The 19,054-nt window shown below is 63.7% G+C and carries 14 protein-coding genes; 3 read left to right on the top strand and 11 right to left on the bottom strand.

Annotated elements, in window-relative coordinates; genetic code table 11:
- The 6 genes from CK230_RS12575 to CK230_RS12550 all read right to left on the bottom strand — a co-directional run bounded on the left by CK230_RS12575 (window position 1) and on the right by CK230_RS12550 (window position 6,372).
- Entirely contained in the window at window positions 1-897 is an 897-nt protein-coding gene (locus CK230_RS12575) for a branched-chain amino acid ABC transporter permease (RefSeq protein WP_176480083.1), read from the bottom strand.
- Entirely contained in the window at window positions 897-1,820 is a 924-nt protein-coding gene (locus CK230_RS12570; protein ID WP_095817452.1) for an ABC transporter ATP-binding protein, read from the bottom strand. The genes CK230_RS12575 and CK230_RS12570 overlap by 1 nt, the downstream gene beginning before the upstream one ends.
- Window positions 1,821-1,934: 114 nt before the next feature.
- On the bottom strand, window positions 1,935-3,038 hold the full coding sequence (gene sfnG, locus CK230_RS12565) for a dimethylsulfone monooxygenase SfnG (protein ID WP_095817451.1): 1,104 nt from the start codon (window positions 3,036-3,038) through the stop codon (window positions 1,935-1,937).
- Window positions 3,039-3,201: 163 nt separating this feature from the next.
- Entirely contained in the window at window positions 3,202-4,620 is a 1,419-nt protein-coding gene (locus tag CK230_RS12560; RefSeq protein ID WP_095817450.1) for an FAD/NAD(P)-binding protein, read from the bottom strand.
- Window positions 4,617-5,789, bottom strand: coding sequence for an FMNH2-dependent alkanesulfonate monooxygenase (gene ssuD, locus CK230_RS12555; RefSeq protein WP_095817449.1), 1,173 nt, complete (start codon window positions 5,787-5,789; stop codon window positions 4,617-4,619). The genes CK230_RS12560 and ssuD overlap by 4 nt, the downstream gene beginning before the upstream one ends.
- 295 nt (window positions 5,790-6,084) lie before the next feature.
- Window positions 6,085-6,372, bottom strand: a complete 288-nt coding sequence (locus CK230_RS12550; RefSeq protein ID WP_245429892.1) for a helix-turn-helix domain-containing protein — start codon at window positions 6,370-6,372, stop codon at window positions 6,085-6,087.
- Between the two features lie 195 nt (window positions 6,373-6,567).
- Between CK230_RS12550 and CK230_RS12545 the strand changes: the two genes are divergently transcribed.
- Window positions 6,568-7,422, top strand: a complete 855-nt coding sequence (locus CK230_RS12545; protein WP_095817447.1) for an SDR family oxidoreductase — start codon at window positions 6,568-6,570, stop codon at window positions 7,420-7,422.
- 196 nt (window positions 7,423-7,618) lie between these two features.
- Here CK230_RS12545 and CK230_RS12540 read toward each other — a convergent pair whose 3' ends face one another.
- A complete protein-coding gene (locus CK230_RS12540; RefSeq protein WP_095817516.1) occupies window positions 7,619-8,512 on the bottom strand; it encodes a LysR substrate-binding domain-containing protein in 894 nt (297 codons plus the stop codon).
- 119 nt (window positions 8,513-8,631) lie between these two features.
- Between CK230_RS12540 and CK230_RS12535 the strand changes: the two genes are divergently transcribed.
- Entirely contained in the window at window positions 8,632-9,501 is an 870-nt protein-coding gene (locus CK230_RS12535; protein WP_095817446.1) for an NmrA/HSCARG family protein, read from the top strand.
- Window positions 9,502-9,679: 178 nt separating this feature from the next.
- On the opposite strand, the gene CK230_RS12530 is transcribed toward CK230_RS12535, so the two are convergent.
- The 4 genes from CK230_RS12530 to CK230_RS12515 form a co-directional block, all read right to left on the bottom strand.
- Window positions 9,680-10,855 (bottom strand): epoxide hydrolase family protein, encoded by a 1,176-nt coding sequence (locus CK230_RS12530; RefSeq protein WP_095817445.1) that lies wholly within the window; start codon window positions 10,853-10,855, stop codon window positions 9,680-9,682.
- Window positions 10,856-11,172: 317 nt separating this feature from the next.
- Complete coding sequence (locus tag CK230_RS12525) at window positions 11,173-11,556, bottom strand: VOC family protein (protein WP_095817444.1); 384 nt, start codon at window positions 11,554-11,556, stop codon at window positions 11,173-11,175.
- 182 nt (window positions 11,557-11,738) lie between these two features.
- Window positions 11,739-12,419, bottom strand: a complete 681-nt coding sequence (locus tag CK230_RS12520) for a redoxin domain-containing protein (RefSeq protein WP_095817443.1) — start codon at window positions 12,417-12,419, stop codon at window positions 11,739-11,741.
- Window positions 12,420-12,438: 19 nt separating this feature from the next.
- Window positions 12,439-15,738: an adenylate/guanylate cyclase domain-containing protein gene (locus CK230_RS12515; protein WP_141246021.1), complete on the bottom strand. Its 3,300-nt coding sequence runs from the start codon at window positions 15,736-15,738 to the stop codon at window positions 12,439-12,441.
- 368 nt (window positions 15,739-16,106) lie between these two features.
- Between CK230_RS12515 and CK230_RS12510 the strand changes: the two genes are divergently transcribed.
- A complete protein-coding gene (locus CK230_RS12510) occupies window positions 16,107-19,028 on the top strand; it encodes a trifunctional glycosyltransferase/class I SAM-dependent methyltransferase/polysaccharide deacetylase (RefSeq protein WP_095817441.1) in 2,922 nt (973 codons plus the stop codon).
- Window positions 19,029-19,054: the final 26 nt, after the last annotated feature.

Below are 19,054 nucleotides of genomic sequence, written 5' to 3'. Positions count from 1 at the left end.
TCAGACCCTTTCGACGAGCTTCTGGCCGAACAGGCCTGATGGGCGGATGAGCAGGAAGACGAGCGCCACGACATAGGCGAACCAGCTTTCGATGCCGCCGCCGAAATAGTCGCCGATATAGACCTCGGCGAGCTTCTCGCTGGCGCCGATCAAAAGCCCACCGACAATGGCGCCGAGGATGGAATCGAAGCCGCCCAGCACCAGCACCGGAAGCGCCTTGAGCACCACCAGCGAGAGCGAGAACTGGACACCGAGGCGTGCTCCCCAGAGCAGTCCGGCCACCAGCGCGACGAGGCCGGCCGCGGCCCACACGCTGGCCCAGATCAAGGGCAGCTTCAGCCCGACGGCGAGGGCAGCAAATTGGTCGTCGGCGACGGCGCGGAAGCTCAAGCCGATGCGGGTGTAGCGGAAGAACAGCGACAACAAGAGCACCATGGCCGCGGCCACCGCGGCGGCGAAGATGTCGAACTGGCTGATCAGCACACCGCCGACTTCCAGCGGCACGTCCTCGATGCCGAGCTCGAGGCCGTGCACCTGCGTGCCCCAGATGAGCTGGGCGGCGCCCTCGATGATATAGGAGAGGCCGAGCGTAGCCATGAACAGCGTGATCGGCGGCTTGTTGGTCAGCGGCCTCAGCACCGTGCGCTCGATGCCGATGCCCAGCGCCACCATGATGGCGAAGGTGACGGCCAAGGCCAGGGCGAACGGGACGCCGCGCTCGACGAGGCTGACGAAGGTCAGCGCCGCGAACAGGAGCAGCGCGCCTTGCGCGAAATTGAGCACGCCGGACGTCTTGTAGATCAGCACGAAGCCGATCGCGACCAGCGAATACATGACGCCCGACAGCAGCCCGCCGGTCAGCACTTCGAGGAAGAACTGATAGTCGAAGTCACCGATCATATGCCTGCCCCCTCTTCATTGTCGGAGGCGACGCCGAGATAGGCGTCGATGACGCGCTGATCATTCCTGACTTCGTCCGGCGTGCCGTCGGCGATCTTGCGCCCGTAGTCGAGCACCGCGATGCGGTCCGACAGGCCCATGACGACGCCGACATCGTGCTCGATCAGCACGACGGTGGTGGCGAAGCGGTCGCGCGCCGCGCGCACATAGGCCGCCATCTCGCTCTTCTCGCCCGCCGTCATGCCGGCCATGGGCTCGTCGAGCAAAAGCAGCCGCGGTTCGGCAACCAGCGCCCGGGCAAGCTCGGCACGCTTCTGCAGGCCATAGGGCAGCGTGCCGGCCAGCCGGTCGCGGACGTCGGTCAAGTGCAGGAATTCGAGAACCTGGTCGGCGCGCCCGCGCTGCTCCTGCTGCTCGCGGCGGGTGCGGCCGACGCCGAGGATCTGCCCGGCAAAGTTGGATCTTGTCCTGTAGGCGAGGCCGGACGCGACATTGTCGAGGACGCTGAGCCCCTTGAACAGAGCGAGGTTCTGAAAGGTGCGGGCGACGCCGAGACGCGCCAGCCGTTGCGTCGGGACCTGGGCATAGCGCGCGCCATAGTGCCGGACGTGGCCACGATCAGGCCGGTAGACGCCGCTGATGACATTGATCAGCGAGCTCTTGCCAGCGCCGTTCGGGCCGATGATGGCGCGGATCTCACCGGGTCGGACCGACAGATCCACATCCGCCAGCGCCACCACGCCACCGAAAGACAGCCCTATGCCCTCAAAGGCAAGAAGCGGCGCGGCATCTTCCGCCGCAGGCTGTCGAGGCCTGTCGCCGTGAGCCAGCCGCTGAGCGGCCGGCAGCCCTTGCGCGAAGATCTCCGGCGCATAGACCGAAGCCTCGATCGCCCCGAAGGCATGGTTTGATATCGGCATTCCACCGTCCCCAACTGTAGTGAAGGCACGCAGCATCCCGGTCGCGCGCCCGATCGGGCGCGCGGTTAATGATCATGGGCTGGCCGGACGATCTTCGGCCGGCGGCTGGCGTTGCTATTCGGCGGCGAGCGCCGCCGCGGCTTCCGCGTTTTCCAGTTCGCGCACGAGCGGAATGACGTGCTTGCCGAAATACTCGACCTCTTCCTGGAAATGCAGGAAGCCGAGCAGGATGAGGTCGGCGCCGGCGCGCTTCAGATTGACGATGCGCTCGGCGACCTGCTGCGGCGTGCCGATCAGGTTCGAGCGGAAACCGTCATTGTACTGCACCAGATCGTCGAAGCACGACTTCGCCCAATTGCCCTCGCCTTCCGGCGAAGCCTTGCCGGCGTTCTTGACCTCGTGGCCGAAAGCATTGACAGCCTCCGGATTGGCCTTGGCGATGATCTCGGTCAGCACCGCCTTTGCCTCTTCCTCGGTCTCGCGCACGATGGCGAAAGCGTTGACGCCGACCTTGACCGAGTGGTTGTTGGCTTTGGCCTTTGCCTGGATGTCGTCGACCTGCTTGGCGATCTCGGCGGGCGTGTTGCCATTGGTGAAGTACCAGTCAGAGACACGCGAGGCCATGTCGCGCGCGGCGCGCGACGAACCACCCTGGAAGATCTCCGGCAGCGGCTGCGGCGGCTTCGGCTTGAGCGAATACTGGTTGAAGCGGTAGAAGTCGCCGCGGAAGGTGAAGCTGTCCTCGGTCCAGATGCCGCGCAGCGCGCGGATGAATTCTTCCGAGCGGCGATAGCGCTCGTCATGGTCGAGCCAATGCTCGCCGATGGCGTGGAATTCGCCGCGGAACCAGCCGGAGACGAGATTGATGGCGACGCGGCCGTTGGTCAGATAGCTGATGGTGGCGAGCTGCTTTGCCGCCAGCGCCGGGTTCCACGGCCCCGGCAGGATCGCGGCGATCACCTTCAGTGTCTTGGTGGCGGCGAGCAGGTCGTGGCTGAACGACACCGACTCATGCTGCTCGTCGGCGCCATAGCCGGCGGTGAAGCGGATCTGGCTGAGCGCATAATCGAAGCCCGCCTGCTCGGCGATCTGCGCCAGCTTGCGGTTGTACTCAGCCGAGTGGTTGGTCCTCTGCTCGATGTTCGAGATGACAAGGCCGCCCGAGACGTTTGGCACCCAATAGGCGAATTTAACTGCGTCGCGATCATTCTGCGGCATGGAGATCTCCCGGTTTGGCCTGTCCCATCGATTGATCCGGACGTGGCCGGATCTCGTCGCCAATTATTAGTCTACTGAGTATATATACAAAGTAGGATTTTCCGTTTTGATGGCCGCGCCCGGACGGAAATACCAATTCGCTTGCCTGCGCCGTCGTGGATTTTCAGCGCCCGCTCATGAACGACGACAGGGTGCCGAGCTGGCTTTCGATCTCCGAGGCGACCGCTTGCGCGTGACGCGCCACTTCCGGCAGGCCCATCAGCTCGCCGAAGGTGCCGCGTGCCAATGGCCCGGCAATGAAAAGGCCAGGCACAGGCTCGCCGTCCGGGCCGACGGCGCGGCTGTCGGGCCCGGTTGCAATGCCGAGCCCATGGCTGTCGATCCGGATCAAGCCGGCATCGGCGAGCGCGCGAAGCGCTGGATTGGTCCGCAGCGTCTTGCCATGCGCTGGCCCCGTTGTGTTGATCACCGCGTCGAAATGCATCGTCTCGAATTGCCTTTGGCCGCGCCGGCGCAAAGTGACGGCCAGGCCGTCTCCGTCGTCGTTCGAGCCCACAAGGCTCGCGGCGATATTATCGAACGTGCCCTCGGCGCGGCGACGATCGAGCACCGCCTCGACCTGCGGCGCGATGCGGAAGCGATGCACGTCCCAGAATGCGCGCAGCCGCCGCACGAGCCGGGTGCGCTGATCTTCCTTGAGAGCGGACCAGATCACCGGTCCCTGCAGCCGCAGTTGATCGAAGACCGACTGCCAGTTGACGCCGCCGGCGTCGGCCGCTGCCAGCGTCGAGCGGATATTTTCGAGCAATCCGAGCGCGGTCGTGGCCGGCATGGCAGTGAAATCGCCAAAAGGTTCGCCACGTACCTGCGGGTGCCCGCGCGAACGCAATCCATGGCGTGACACGGCCAGGATGCGCCCGCGATGGCCACGACGGTCAAGCTCCGCCACCGTATCGGCCGAAGTCAGGCCGGAGCCGACGATCAGCACCGACGCGTCGGGAGCGATCGAACCGAGCGCATCGCCAGAGTAGACATCGGCAACGAAACCATCCGCATCGGCGATCGGCTCCAGCGCGACCGGAACATCGGGCGACGGGTGCGTCATGGCGAGAACCACCATGTCGGCGGCGGTCGGTTGACCGGAAGCGGTCACGATCCAGCCGTCGCCGTTGCGCTTCACGTCGCTGGCATGATCTCGAACATGGCGGATCGCTCCGCTGGCGATATGCGGCGCCAGTTGCTCGGCAACGTAGCGGCCGAAGACCTGGCGCCTAGGAAAAATGTCGCCGTTGCTCCATGCCGCATCCGGGTCGCGCTCGGCCTCGCCGTCATGCGCCAACCAGCGCGAAAAATGCTCCGGCTCGTCCGGCGACAGGCTCATCCTGGAGGCTGGCACGTTGACGCGATGCGACGGCTCCTCGCTGGAATAGGCCAGCCCGCCGCCGAGGAACGGACGCGGCTCGATCACGGTGATCAATGGCCGCGCGGATTGGCGCGCCAGATGCCAGGCCACGGCAGCACCGGAGAAGCCGCCGCCGAGAATGACGACATGGCTTCGCAGCCGGGGCGGCAGCTCGTTCACGAGGCGCTGGCGAGCGATTTCGGACGATGGTCGCCAGCGATCGTTTCGCCGAAAGGACCGGTGTTGACGGACGAGCCGGGCGCCTTGACCTGATGCGCAGTCGGCAAATGCGGCAGCACCAGTTCGCCGAAGCGATAGGCTTCTTCAAGATGCGGGTAGCCGGACAGGATAAAGGTATCGATGCCGAGCCGCCGGTATTCGTCGATGCGCTCGGCGATCGTGGCCGGATCGCCGACCAGCGCCGTGCCGGCGCCGCCGCGCACCAGGCCGACGCCGGCCCACAGATTCGGCGCGATCTCCAGCTTGGACCGGTCGCCGCCATGCAGCGCGCTCATCCGCGCCTGGCCGACCGAATCCATGCGCGCGAAAACCTTCTGCGCCGAAGCGATGGTCGCGTCGTCGAGCCGGCTGATCAGCCGATCCGCGGCGGCCCAGGCTTCTGCGGTGGTCTCGCGGGCGATGACGTGCAGGCGGATGCCGAAAGAAAGTTTGCGCCCCGCTTTTTCGGCCAGCGCGCGCACGCCGTCGAGCTTGCGCTCGACATCGGCGGGCGGCTCGCCCCAGGTCAGATATTTGTCGATCTCCTGCGCCGCCACGGTCGATCCCGCATCGGAAGACCCGCCGAAATAGAGCGGCGGATAGGGCGTCTGCACCGGCGGGAACAGGAGGCGGCCATCCTCGATGCGGAAATGCTTGCCCTGATGCTCGACCGTCTCGCCGCTCAGCACGCGCTTGTAGACCTGCAGGAATTCCTGCGTCACCTCATAGCGCTCGGCATGCGACAGAAATATGCCGTCGCCCTTGTTCTCAAGCGGGTCGCCGCCGGTGACGACATTGATCAGCAGCCGTCCGTTCGAGATGCGGTCGAGCGTTGCCGTCATGCGCGCCGCGAGCGTCGGCGACTGCAGACCGGGCCGCACCGCAACCAGGAAACGCAACCGTTGCGTCAGCGGCGCCAGGGCCGATGCGATAACCCAGGAATCCTCGCAGGACCTGCCCGTCGGCAGGAGCACGCCGTAATAGCCAAGCGTGTCGGCCGCCTGCGCCACTTGCGTCAGATAAGGCAGGTCGACCGCCCGGCCACCTTCCGAGGTCCCGAGATAGCGGCTGTCGCCATGGGTCGGCAGGAACCATAGCACTTTGATGCGGTCGGGAGTTTCGTGAACCATGCCTGTCGTTCCTAAGGCGTGAAACTGCCTCGACGTGGCCGTGAAGCAGCGCCCTATAGGGTATTATTCCACTAAGTCTGAGGAGATAGATTATTCCAATTCGGCCGCCAGCTTCGGAATTTTTTCTCGGCAAGCAAATCGCGTGACCGCTCTAAGGCGTGTTGAGATTCAGGTCAGGCCGCGCCGAAAATGGTGGTTTCCGAGAACCGGAGCGGAGCGTACTTTTCGTACGTGAGCACCGGAAGCGCAGAAAACCGCCATTTGCAGGCCGGTCTCACCTGAATATCAACACGCCTTAGTCTGAAGAGTCACGCAGCAGCAGGCGCGAGCCGACCTCGACGATCGATCTGATCGCGGGGAGCAGTTCCTGGCCCAATGAGGTCAGCTCATATTCCACCGTTGGGGGCGACGTTGGCATGACGTGGCGGGTCAGGACGCCCCGCTGCTCAAGGTCACGCAGCCGGGTCGTCATGACCTTCGCCGAGATGAAGGGATTATCGCGGCGCAATTCCGAGAACCGGCGCGGGCCTTCGCTCAAGGACCAGAGCACCTCCGGCGTCCAGCAGCCGCCAAGCAGAGCCATGCACCGCGACATCGGGCAGCCGAGAGGCGCCTTTACCGTCTTTCGTACCTTGAGAACCATCGCCCATCCTTCACCGGCAGTTTCCAGCTGGTTACCGGAAAATGGCGGTAACCACTAGGTACGTGGTTTCCGTTGGTAACTATGGCCGCTATGTAAGGCTCCCGTATCCATCCCAACCATGAAATGGACTGAACGATGTACGCAGTAACTGGAGCAACAGGACAACTGGGCCGCCTCGTGATCGAGGTGCTGCTAAAGACCATTCCAGCCGACCGGATCGTCGCGGCGGTTCGCAACCCCGCAAAGGCCAGAGATCTGGCCGAACGCGGCGTGATCGTGCGCGAGGCCGACTATAGCCGGCCCGACACGCTCCGTTCGGCGCTGGCCGGCATCGAGAAGCTGCTCTTGATTTCCTCGACCGAAGTCAGGGGCCGCCTTCCGCGGCATCGTGCCGTGATCGACGCAGCAAGAGCGGCCGGCGTTTCGCTGATCGCCTACACGAGCATGCTGCACGCCGACACGTCGCCCGCGATGCTCGCGATCGAGCATCGGCAAACGGAGGAGGTCATCGCTGCCTCGGGCCTGCCCGCCGTGATCCTGCGCAATGGCTGGTACGCCGAAAACCATCTCATGGCGCTCCCGGCAGCGCTTGAGCACGGCGCCTTCGTCGGCGCCGCGAAGGACGGGCGCTTCTCATCCGCGGCGCGGCAGGACTATGCCGAGGCCGCGGCTGCGGTACTGACGGCCAGCGGCCAGGCGGGGAAGACCCATGAGCTCGCCGCAGACCATGCCTTCACATTTGCCGAGCTTGCGATGGAGGTCTCGCGGCAATCGGGCAAGACGATCATCTACAACGACCTGTCCGAGGCAGACTACAGGGATGTGTTGATGGGCGCCGGCGTGCCAGCCGATCTCGCTGCACTTCTGGCCGATGCCGACGCCGCTGCCTCACGCGGGGCGCTGTTCGACGACGGTGGCGCATTGGGGCAGCTGATCGGTCGTCCGACCACCTCGATGCAGAGCCTCGTCGCGGCCTCCTTGCACGGCTGAGCCAGGCGCTCAGCCGATGTCACGTTGACAGAACGGGCATGGAACACGCGTTGCGCAACACGCTCAACACCGCGGCCGCCATGGTGACGGCCGTTGGTGCCAGCGCCAGCCGGAGTTTTCCCACTTGCTCCGCTTGTCTTGTTCGCCGTTTTTGGCGCTGCAGAGGTGGGCACATAGGAAAGGGTGGCCGAATTGTTCAGTCCGCGACATAGGCTGCCAATTCACCAGCCGTCCCCTGCGGAAAGGCTTCCTTCAAGTAGTCGAGGAACACTGACACGCGGGGGCTGAGCAAACGCCTCGAGGGATAAAGAGCCCAAAGCGCCGTCTCGGGCCCTGATACATCCCCCCAATGCACAAGCGTGCCGGCAGCCAGATCGCCGCTGGCAAGCGACAACGGCAGGCGCGCGGCGCCGAGCCCCATGCGCACCGCATCCCGGACCATAACGAACGACGCTAGGCTGAGCACTGGCTTGGCGTTAATCGTCGACTTGCCGGACGAGGTCGTGACTTGCCAGGCTTCGGACTCGTTCAACGAGCCTCGACTGATCGCGGGAACGAGACCTCCCGAGGCTGGCAGCGTCAGGCGCGGACTGGCCACCACCACCAGCCGATCGCGCAGGAACACTCGCCCAACAAGGGTGGCATCCGGCTCCGGATTGACCCGGATGACGAGGTCGTAGGCTTCTTCGATCATGTCCACGGCCCTGTCTTCCGTGGTGATCTCCAACCGAACCTCCGGGTATCTAAGGACAAAGCCGGCCGCGAGCTTTCCGATCGCGGTCTGAGAAAAGAGCAGTGGCGCGCTGATGCGTAGCCGGCCACGCGGGATATGGCCGCCCGAAGCGATCGCCTTCGCCGTCTCATCAAGCTCTGTGAGCAGAAAGCCCGTTCGTTCAAACAGGGCTCGTCCCTCTTCCGTGAGCTTGAGCGTCCGCGCGCCACGTTCGAACAGGCGCAGATCAAGACTTGCCTCGAGATCGGCCACGCGTCTGGAAAGAGTCGCCTTTGGCCGGCCGGCGGCGCGCGAGGCCTTTCCGAACCCGCCGTGGCGGGCCACCAGGTTGAAGTCGGCAAGAGCGAGAAGATCCACGATCCTGTTCTTTCTGTTCCACCAATGAGACGACCTGTCCAAACATACCATCTATCGGGATGAATTTGGATCGCTCATTTTGAGCGTGCCTTTTAACTCAAGCAGAAAGTGAATCCCCAATGACCATCCTCGTTACAGGTGCCACCGGCCGCGTCGGCCGCCATGTCGTCGACCAACTCCTTCAGCGCGGCGCAACGGTGCGTGTGCTGACTCGTGATCCCGCGAAAGCCAGCTTCCCGACCGGTGTCGATGTCGCCAAGGGCGATCTCCTCGACATCGATGCACTGCGCAGCGCCTTCAAAGACGTGAGCACGCTCTTCCTACTCAATGCCGTCACGGGTGACGAATTTGCCCAGGCAATCATCACGCTCAACGTTGCTCGCGAAGCGGGCGTCGACCGTGTCGTCTATCTCTCGGTGTTCGAAGCCGATCGGGCGGTGAACGTCCCGCATTTCGCCGTGAAGTTCGGCGCCGAGCGCATGCTGGTGCAGATGGACTTCAGCGCCACGATCTTGCGTCCGACCTACTTCATCGACAACGAGTCGATGGTAAAGGACGTCATTATGGAGCACGGCGTCTATCCGATGCCGATTGGCAGCAAAGGCGTAGCCATGGTCGACGCTCGCGACATCGCCGAAGTGGCCGCGATCGAGCTGATCCGCCGCGAATCCGCGCCCGGCAAGCTGCCGATCGAGACCATCAACGTGGTGGGACCCGACACGCTGACCGGCCCGGACGTGGCTAAGATCTGGTCGGACCTTCTGGGTCGCCAGGTGGTCTATGGGGGCGACGATCCCGGCGCGTTCGAGCAGAACATGGCGAACTTCATGCCGAAATGGACGGCCTACGAGATGCGCCTGATGGCCGAGCGCTATGTCAGCGATGGCATGATCCCGGAGGCCGATGACGTTGTACGGCTGACCAGTATTTTGGGCCGCCCCTTGCACACCTATCGCGGCTTTGCGACCGGGATCGCGAGCGCGGCCTGAGGGCCGCGCCATCCGCCTCTCGAAAACGACAAGGAGGCCCGCCTGTCCCTGCCAGGCAGCCTGTGCACGCCGCGAATCGACTGAGGAGAGCGCCACCCACTTCTTGCGCGAAGCGGCCATTGCAGGCTGGCTACAAGGCAGCGCTTCTGTCGCCTCGAACGGTGAGCGGTAGCGGCAGTTACGCGGACCTCGCCACTACGAGAGCCGGCCGCAGCGGCTTGAAGAACGCGCGCACCTCTTCAGCGAGCAGTTCCGGCTGCTCCAGAGCGGCGAAATGCCCGCCCACAGTCATGGTCGTCCATCGCTCGACGTTGAACACGCGCTCCATCCAGGACCGCGGCGGCATCGGCAACTCTTTGGGAAAGACCGCAACGCCCAGCGGCGGCACCACCTCTTCACCCGCCCGGAAGGTCAGCGGCTGAAGCCGGTTCTCCTTATAGAGCCTAAGCGAATGGGCCAGGCTGTCGCTGAACCAGTAGAGCGAGATGTCGGTCAGCAGCGTATCAAGCGAAATGCAACTCTCAAGGTCGCCGCCGCAATCGCTCCATGAGCGGACCTTCTCGACGATCCAGGCGGCAAGACCGACCGGGGAATCGTTGAGCGAAAACGCGAGCGTTTGCGGCTTCGTCGCGTGCAGCGCGCCGTAGGCGCCTTCCAGCGCCGACCAGTATGCGCGCTTGTCGAGGAAGGCCTGTTCCTCGCTGGTCAATGGCTGCGCTTGTTCGAGCCACGGCTGAAAGCTGGCGGGCACGTAGTTGAGATGAACGCCCAAGACGCTGTCCGAATAGAGACGCGCCAGCCAGATCGACACGCCGGCACCAATATCGCCGCCCTGCGCGCCGAAGCGACCATATCCGAGCATCGCCATGAGGCCTCGCCACAGGCCCGCGATCTCGCGCGAACTGGTGCCGGCCTTCTGCGGTGGAGCGGAAAAGCCGTAGCCGGGGAGCGAAGGCACGACGACATGGAAGGCATCCGCCGGATCGCCGCCATGCGAACCTGGATCGGCAAGCATCGGCATCAGATGTTCGAACTCGACGAATGAGCCGGGCCAGCCGTGAGTCAGAATGAGCGGCATCGGCGAAGGCCCGGTCCCAGGCTGGTGCAGGAAGTGGATGTCCTGGCCTTCCACACGCGCCAGGTAGTGCGGCAGCGCGTTGAGACGCGTTTCCTGCGCTCGCCAATCGAATCGATGCCGCCAGTGATCGACGAGATGCGTCATGAACGACAAGCCGGCCCCGTCGTCCCAGGAGTCGGGCGCAACAACCGAAGGCCACCGGGTGCGCGCCAGCCTGTCTTGAAGATCCCGCACGTCGGAGTCCGGTATGTCGATGTGAAAGGGCCTGACTGTCATTCATCCTCCAGCCAACGATCGCCGATCAAAAATTTCGCCCCTATCTGTCGGTCTCTGCCGGCGAGCCAGCAAGACGGCCAGGTCGTGCCATTGGCCAATATCTGGCGCAGAGCAGTCGGCTTCCTAGCCCGTCGTTAGAACGGTTCAGCGTTTCACGGAATCGCCGAACCGCTCTAAGTGTTTGTTTCTACGCAATTCCGGACGGAAAACCGTTACACACTTTTCCTGGAATTGCTCTGGGAGTTCGGTGACGAACCGCGTTGGTGGACTACATCTACCGGCTGTCGTTCCCACCTCCGACGACGTGGTCGCGTTCCTTACGGCGCTTCGTAGAGTTCCAGCGGCAACCCATCCGGGTCGCTGAAAAAGGTGAACCGTTGGTCTGTATATGGGTCGATCCGGATTGGCTCGACGGTAATGCCGGCGGCTTCCAGGCGCATAATTACGGGGTCAAGATTCGCGACGGCGAATGCCAGATGCCTGAGGCCTGTCGCCTCTGGATGGGACGGCCGCGTCGCCGGCGAAGGGAAGGAGAACAATTCCAGCTGGACGGACCCGATCCGCAGATCCGCCTTCCATGATTGCCGCTCCTCCCGATAGACCTCCCGGATCACATCGAGGCCAAGGAGTTCGACGTAGAACCGTCGCGACCGGTCGTAGTCGGTGCAGATGAGCGCGACGTGGTGAATGGCGTCCAGCATGCTAAGAACTCTAGCCAAGTTAGGAGGGCGGCGCACAAACAACGGCAGGTCCAGAGGACGTGCAAGAACCATTGATTCAATTAACTGTGTGATCTCGCAACCGCATAAAGTACAGCTTCGGCTGCGTCCAAAGACGACAGAAAGCATTGCCGCTTTTTTGTTCGGTTGCCTCGTTCGTAAGACTATTGGGCGACTTGCGACACGGCCGACATCAGTTCCTGCGGGCTCGGCGCCGCGAACATGTATCGCCCACCCTCCGGAACTTCCGTGAAGCTCCAGCGGACGATCCCCTGCCGGTCCAGTAGGAACTGGCCGATCAGTTGTCCGTGTCCCGTCGCCATCATCTGCTCGTCGGCTTCGGTCACCTCGTAAGGATCCCTCTTTTCTAGGAATTCGCTGGCCGCAAAAGGATCCATTGGGCCGGGCAACTCGCCTGGTATGTCGACCCGCAGATCCTTTGCCGCTGCCATCGAGACCTTGTACGGCCAGTTCGTCTCGTCTTGGGTGAATTCGAGATTGGGCAGTCCAAAAGCACGATGCGAAGCGCGTTCAGGGTCGGAGGCCGCAAGCAGATTCGGCATCGGGTGGTAACGGAAATAGAGACGCGCCCGCTCGATCGGGGTGTTGACCACCGTCAGGCTCCCCACGCCCTTTTCGCGCAGCTCCGGATCAAGCCGCGCCTGGGCGGCGATATGGCGCCGGCAGAACGCGCAATGCAGACCTCGAAACAGGCCGACCAGCACCGGTTTTTGTCCGCGAAAGTCGTCAAGCGCAATCTTGCCATCCTGGGTGATGGCGTCGAGCACCACGTTCGGCGCACGGTCGCCCGGTTGAAGCGGTATCAAGTCAATGCGCGCTGACATTTCCAACCTCCCACCCCGGCTAGTCGAGAAAAGGCAGCACCACAAGCCCTTCCGGGTCGAGCCCGTGCTGGGCGCATATACCCTGCGCCAGGGAAAAGTAGCGTTCGGCCTCGGCCAGATTGTCGAGGTCGAGATTGAGCGTCGCGAGACCATCATAGCACGGAAACAGCAGCTGCGGTTCGCCCGTTTCGCGAGCTACGTCCAGTGCTTCGTGGAACAAGCCAATCGCCAGTTCCGGACGGCCGTTGCACTGGTGGATCTGCCCAAGCACGATCAATGGCACCGACAGGTGCTCGCGCTGGTCGAGCGCCCGATCGATCTCGATGGCCTTCTCGGCAGCAGGCACGCCCTCCGTCGGACAGCGATCCGTGAAGGTACAACAGGCGACCGCCAGATTGGCGAGGAGGCGCGCCTGGTATCCCAAATCACCAATACGGCGCGCCACATCAAGACCGCGCCGACAGACCTCCATCGCCTTCGCCGGGTCGATGGTCGTGTAAAGCACGCCGAGATTGGTGTAGCCGCGGCAAGCCGTGGCCAGCAGGCCGGCGGCTTCGGCCAATTCGATGCTACGCTCGACCTGGCCAACGGCTTCGCGGTCTCGTCCAAGGCGCGCCAACGCGACAGCCTTGGTATTGAGCGCCTCGGCGGTCACAAGAGTGGCATCACGCCCTACCTCGGAGACATGCTCGGTTGTCAGCGTGCGTACGCAATCCAGCGCCGCGTCCGCCCATTTTGCCGCGAGAGCGTTGTCTCCGCTACGGAACGCCTGTCGGCCACGTTCTTGCCAGAGATGCGCCTGCTCGACCGGGGCATCGGCTCCATCGAGCAGCGCTGCCGCTTCGGCGTAGCGCGATTCCGCGTTGTCCCGCTTGCCGACGTCCCAGAGCAGCCGACCGATCTTGCGCAAAACCCGCGCTGAAGCGACACGATCGGCCGACGCGCGATATGCCTGCAGCACCGTCTCGTAGTGCTGGTGCGCGACGTCGCGGCGGCCTGCCGGGCCGCTCAAGTCGGCAATGCGCTCTGCGATTGCCAGTTTGAGCGGTGTTTGCCCGGTCGCGCCCAACGCAGTCAGTGCTCGCTCGTAGAAACGAAGGGCGTCGTCGTTGGCATATATCATGCGGGCGCGATCGCCCGCCGCCTGCAGGTAACGCGCGCCCCTCTCCCGCTCGACGCTCTGTGCGAAATGATGACCGAGCGCGGTCAAATCCTCGAGCCGTTCCGGCTTGTCGCCGCACAGTTGCTCCAAGGCAGCACCGACCCGCCCGTGGATGTCGGTCCGGCGTTGCAGGAGAAGGTTCTGGTAGATCACGTCCTGCAGCAATGTTTGCGTAAAGCGGTAGCTTTGCGACGAGACCGAGCCTGATCCTGCAACTTCCTCGATGATTTCCGCATCGCAAAGCAGTTCGCAGCCGGCCTCCAGGCGGCCCGGGTCGGCTGTCACGGCTTTCAGAAGTGCCGCATCGAAGCGCGGGCCGATTACCGCGGCTTCCTGCGCCAACCGGCGCACCTCCTGGGGCAGCCGGTCGACGCGGGCAAGCAACATTGCCTGGATAGTGGCGGGAATGCCGGTTGCGACTTCGCCTGCCACAGTCTGCCATCGCTGGCCCTCGCGCACCAGGACACCGCGATCGATAAGGCCGCGCACGATCTCCTCTATAAAAAGCGGATTGCCGCCCGCACGCTCGAGGATCTGGTCGACAAGGCTGCCTGTGGAGCTTACCCAGCTCTCGCCGAAAAGCGCCGCCAGCAGGCTGCGTCCCTCATCACTGTTGAGCGGCGATAGCCTGAGCGCTGTGTGGCTGACCCGACTTGAGTCGAGCTGCTCGTTGTCCGGCGCCGGACGATGCGTGACCAGCAACATCAGCCGCGTGCGTTCCAACCTGTCCATCACGAAACGCAGTGCCTCGAGCGACGCGGCGTCGGCCCAGTGCAGGTCTTCGACGACAATCAACAGCGGCGATAAAGCAAGCCGCCGTTCGATGATTGTGCGGACCGCGTAGAGAATTTGCCGACGCAACTGCTCGGGCTCGACATGCTGCAGGGTGGCATCGGGGTCGCCAAGGCCAAGCACATGGTAAAGCAGAGGCATCAGCCGCTGCGCCTCCTCGCCCTGCAGGCCAAGATCGGCGAGCAAGCCTGCAAGCTTGCCCCGCATTTCCTCCCCATTGTCGTTTTGCATCATCCCGGCGGCGCTGCGCACCACCGCGCCCAAGGCGCCAAATGATTGTTCCCCCAGCGGTGAGCACGTCGCCTGCCGCACGGCGACGTTGCGAAAACGATCCTCGTCGCCGACGCGGGCGACGAACTCCTTCGCCAGCCGCGATTTCCCGATACCGGCTTCTCCGACAAGGCGGACAAGCTGGGCCGAGCCGCCGCACGCCTGGTCAAGGCTGGCCAGCATTCTATTGAGCTCCGCACCGCGGCCTATTATCGGCGCGCTCAGGCCGAGCGCCTCGAGCCCACGCGCTGCACGCGGCGTCGCAAGCGGTGCATCCAGTCGATGGACGAGCACACTGCCAGCCTTGCCGCGAAGCACGACATCCCCAAGCGACTCATATGCGAACGCATGCCGGGTCAGCCTGTGAGTGAGCTCACCGACCAGCACCTCACCCGGTGCGGCCAGCGATTGCAGGCGTTGCGCCGTATTCACCGTGTCGCCGGTCACCGAATAGGATTTGGCGGTGCCGATGCCCAATCCTCCAGTAACGACCGTACCGGTGTTTATGCCGATGTGGAGTAACAGAGGCGACCCGGAGTGGGAGGTGCTTTCGCCGAGCCGCGCCGTCCGGGCGATCATGTCGAGAGCGGCGCGAAGCGCACGCTCCGGATCGTCCTCATGCGCGACCGGCGCACCGAACAAAGCGAGCAGCGCGTCGCCGATGAATTTGTCGACGAAACCGCCAAAGTTTCGCACGGCCGCCGTCAATTCCTTGAACAAGTCGTTCTGCAGCGCTTGCATGACCTCTGGGTCGAGCTGCTCGCTGAGCGTGGTGAAACCGCAAAGGTCGGCGAACAGGACCGTCACCGTTCGGCGATCGGCGTCAGAGACGGGATGCAGCCCATCTTCGCTTTCGATGTTCGCAAGCAGCGAAGGAGTTCGAGAAGCCGGCACAATGGTCCGGCTTGGTGTCGGAGCGGGCCGTTCGACGGCTTTTGCGGGTGCACCGACGCTGGCCCCACATTTCGGACAGAACTCGAAATCAGGTGCGCAAAGGTAGCCGCAACTGGCGCATGGCACGGGCTGGCGCTTGCCACACTTCGGACAGAAGGCGAAACCGCGCTCAACCTCGAAACCGCAGCCCAAGCAGTCCATGGAACAAGACCTCACTTGCGGCCGTGACGGCGTGATCTCGCTACGCGCTTCACGGCCAGGGTGCTCACAAGGATGGACCGATCGCGGCTGGCCAGCAAGCGGCTGCGCAATTTGTCTCGCCCCGGCGCATCGATTGCGGCTCTGGGCGGTCACGAGCGCTTGCCATTCAAGCCTGTCTTCAAGTCTCTTTTGCCTGACTCCAATTCACCTCGATCTTGACAGAGCGGTGCTGCCATCCGATGCCGTTATCCCGTTTTAGACAGTCGCCGACTCTTGCCGAAGAAAACCAAAGCTCGATGAACCAGGAAATCGCCGGCTATTTTTCGGGACCCTTGTTCTCCCTTCGAAACAGGCGCAGGTAAGACGGCGTGGCACATAAGCCCCTGGTTTCAATCGTGGTGCCTGCGCACAATGCGGAGGCGACGCTGCCGCGCGCCCTCGATTGCCTGCTCGAACAGGAAATAGCGGATTGGGAAGCGATCATCGTCGACGACGCCTCCACGGACCGCACCCCCGCGATCATCGCCGCCTATGTAGAGTGCGATGCCCGGTTTCGGACGTTGACCTCTTCCGCCAAGAACCTCGCTCGCGCACGCAACAGCGGGATTTCGACAGCGCGCGGCCAATGGCTGATGTTTCTGGATGCCGACGATTGGGTGGATGCCAGCTTCCTAGCCAAAATGCTGGCCGCGCTGAAAACCGCTCCCGATGCGGTGGCCGCCTATTGCGGTTCCCGGCGCGTGATGCCCGACGGCGCGCTCACCCCGGCGAGCATCTCACCGGAGGTTGCGGTCCAGCCCTTTGAAACATTCGCCCGCCAGTGTGCCATCCGCACGAACGCGCTGGTGGTCGACCGGGAGACTATCGTCAAGTTGGGCGGTTTCGATGCGTCGCTGCGCACCTGTGAGGACTGGGATCTGTGGCAGCGCCTCGCACGTCTCGGCAAAAATTGGGTGATGGTCGACGAGCCGCTCGCTTTCTATCGGATCAGCCCCAACGCGCTCTCCCGCAATTCGACGCAGATGCTGTCAGATGCGGAAAACGTCATCGCCCGCGGCTTTTCGCCTGATCCCAGGGTCAAACACCCGGCATCGGCTCATGCCAATGGGGCGATCGAGGCCAACGGCGGCACCGCTGCCGCAGCACTCGCGTGGTTCGCGTTGTGGAACGCTGCGTCAGATTGCGGCCGCGGCTCGCTCTCGATCAACCCGCGGTCCCTGCGCGCGCTCCCGGCAGGACGCAAGTGGGCGCGTGAGATCGCCAAGGTGGTCCTCGATGGCCTTATGGAGGGAAGCCTGTCGGTGCCGGCGCAATTGGCGGCCAGGTGGGACAGGTTCGGCGGAGCCCTCGCCGAGTTGACTATCGAACTCGGCAAGCTCTGCGGCGATCCCGGAGCGGGACGCCGCGTCCAGTATCACCTTGAGCAAATGCTGCTCGACGCCGACGACCTTGCCGCGCCGCGCAAACTGGGGCGGACACTCGGAATTCGCGTCGACGCTCGAAATCCGACCTCGACCGAACTTCCGGACGGAATCGATCAAATCTATGCCTATCTGATGATGGAAGGCCGGATCGAGGCTCGCGTCCAGTTCGGCGCGCTCGGTAGAGTGACAAGGCGTCATTGGATCGAATTGATCCTGAATCTCGTGCCCCCTCAGCAGCTTGCACCGCAAAAGGGCGCCAGTGCCGACACATTTGCAGCCGAGGCATTGTCGTCTATAGCGGGAAGCCGATCCGATCGGGACAGCCACTTCGGCAAACTCGCGCGATTGGCCACTGAGGCGCAGGAACTGGTTCGGTCGAGCGCCGAACCTGCACAGCCCCTTGCGGCGCCGCGCCGGAAACCGGCCGCGGATGACCACGAGAATGATCGCACGTCGTTCTGGAACAGCCATTTCGCGACCGAGGATCCCTGGAACTACGGTTCGCCCTATGAGCAGGAAAAATATGAGCGGCAGCTCGAAATTCTGCCTGCCGGGCCCATCGGACGGGCGCTTGAGCTGGCCTGCGCGGAGGGCCACTTCACGCGGCAGCTGGCGCCGCGAGTGGGCCATTTGACCGCAACCGACATCTCCGCCATAGCCGTCGGGCGGGCGCGTGAGCGTTGCGGCGGCCAGCCGAATGTCGAGTTCGGAGTCCTGGATTTCGCCGCCGACACGCTGCCGGGCGGGATGGATCTGATCTTCTGTTCGGAAGTACTCTACTACCTGGATGATCTCGCCGAGTTGCGGCGCATCGCCAAAAAATTCGCTGAGGCGCTGGCGCCTGGCGGCAGTTTCGTCAGCGCACACGCATTCGTGCTGCGTGACAATGTTGAAAGGACGGGCTTCGACTGGAACACATTCGGCGCGCAAGCGATCTCAGAGACGCTGGCAGCGGCCGAGGGCCTCGTCCTCGAGCAATCGATTGAGACCGAGCTCTATCGCATAGACCGTTTCCGCCGCATGTCGCCAGGCGACGTGGCGACGGTGCCGGTGATCGAACATGCGCCAATCCGCGCGCCCATCGGAATAGGAGTCGCGCGAAATATCGTCTGGGGCGGGGCGCGGGCCTTGCGCCGCGACGTCGCACGCAACGAGCGGCGGCAGCGCATCCCTGTCCTCATGTATCACAGCGTCGCCGACGATGGTCCGGCCGCCCTCGCCCGTTTTCGGTGCACGCCCGCCGCATTCGCCAGCCAGATGGCATGGCTGCGCGCCAATGGCTTTCACGCGATTAATTCCGAGCAGTTGGAACGGTTCATCGCCGACCGCCAGCCTTTCGTTGGCCGCCCGGTGCTCATCACCTTCGATGACGGCTTCCAGAACTTTGCCGACCATGCCTGGCCGATACTGCGCAGAAACGACCTGACCGCGGAAGTGTTTCTGGTGACGGACCTGGTGGGTGAAAGTGCAAAGTGGGACGCCGTCAGCGGTCCGCCGACGCCGCTTATGGACGCCAGGACGGTTCGACGCCTCGCCGGCGAAGGTGCATTCTTCGGAAGCCATCTGGCGACGCATCGCGCGATCGATGGTCTGTCGACGTCCGACCTGGCCGCCGAGCTCCTTCGCTCTCGTATGTTCGTCGAACGATGGACCGGTCGGCCAATCACGACGTTCGCGGCACCCTACTCGGCCACCGACCAACGGCTTGGCCGGCTGGCCAGGGAGTGCGGCTATCGAACCGGCTTCGGCGGCAGACACGGGCCGGCCGACCTCGATTGCGATCCCATCGACCTTCCGCGCATCGAGATTCGTGGGGATCGCTCGCTCGATAACTTTGTCGCCATTGTCGAGGCTGTGCTCGAGTGAAGCGGCCGGCCCACCGATAAGCCCCC

The sequence above is a fragment of the Mesorhizobium sp. WSM3859 genome (assembly GCF_002295065.1).
GTDB lineage: Bacteria > Pseudomonadota > Alphaproteobacteria > Rhizobiales > Rhizobiaceae > Mesorhizobium.
Note: the sequence above shows the minus strand (reverse complement) of the source record. Positions and strands in the feature narration are given on the sequence as shown.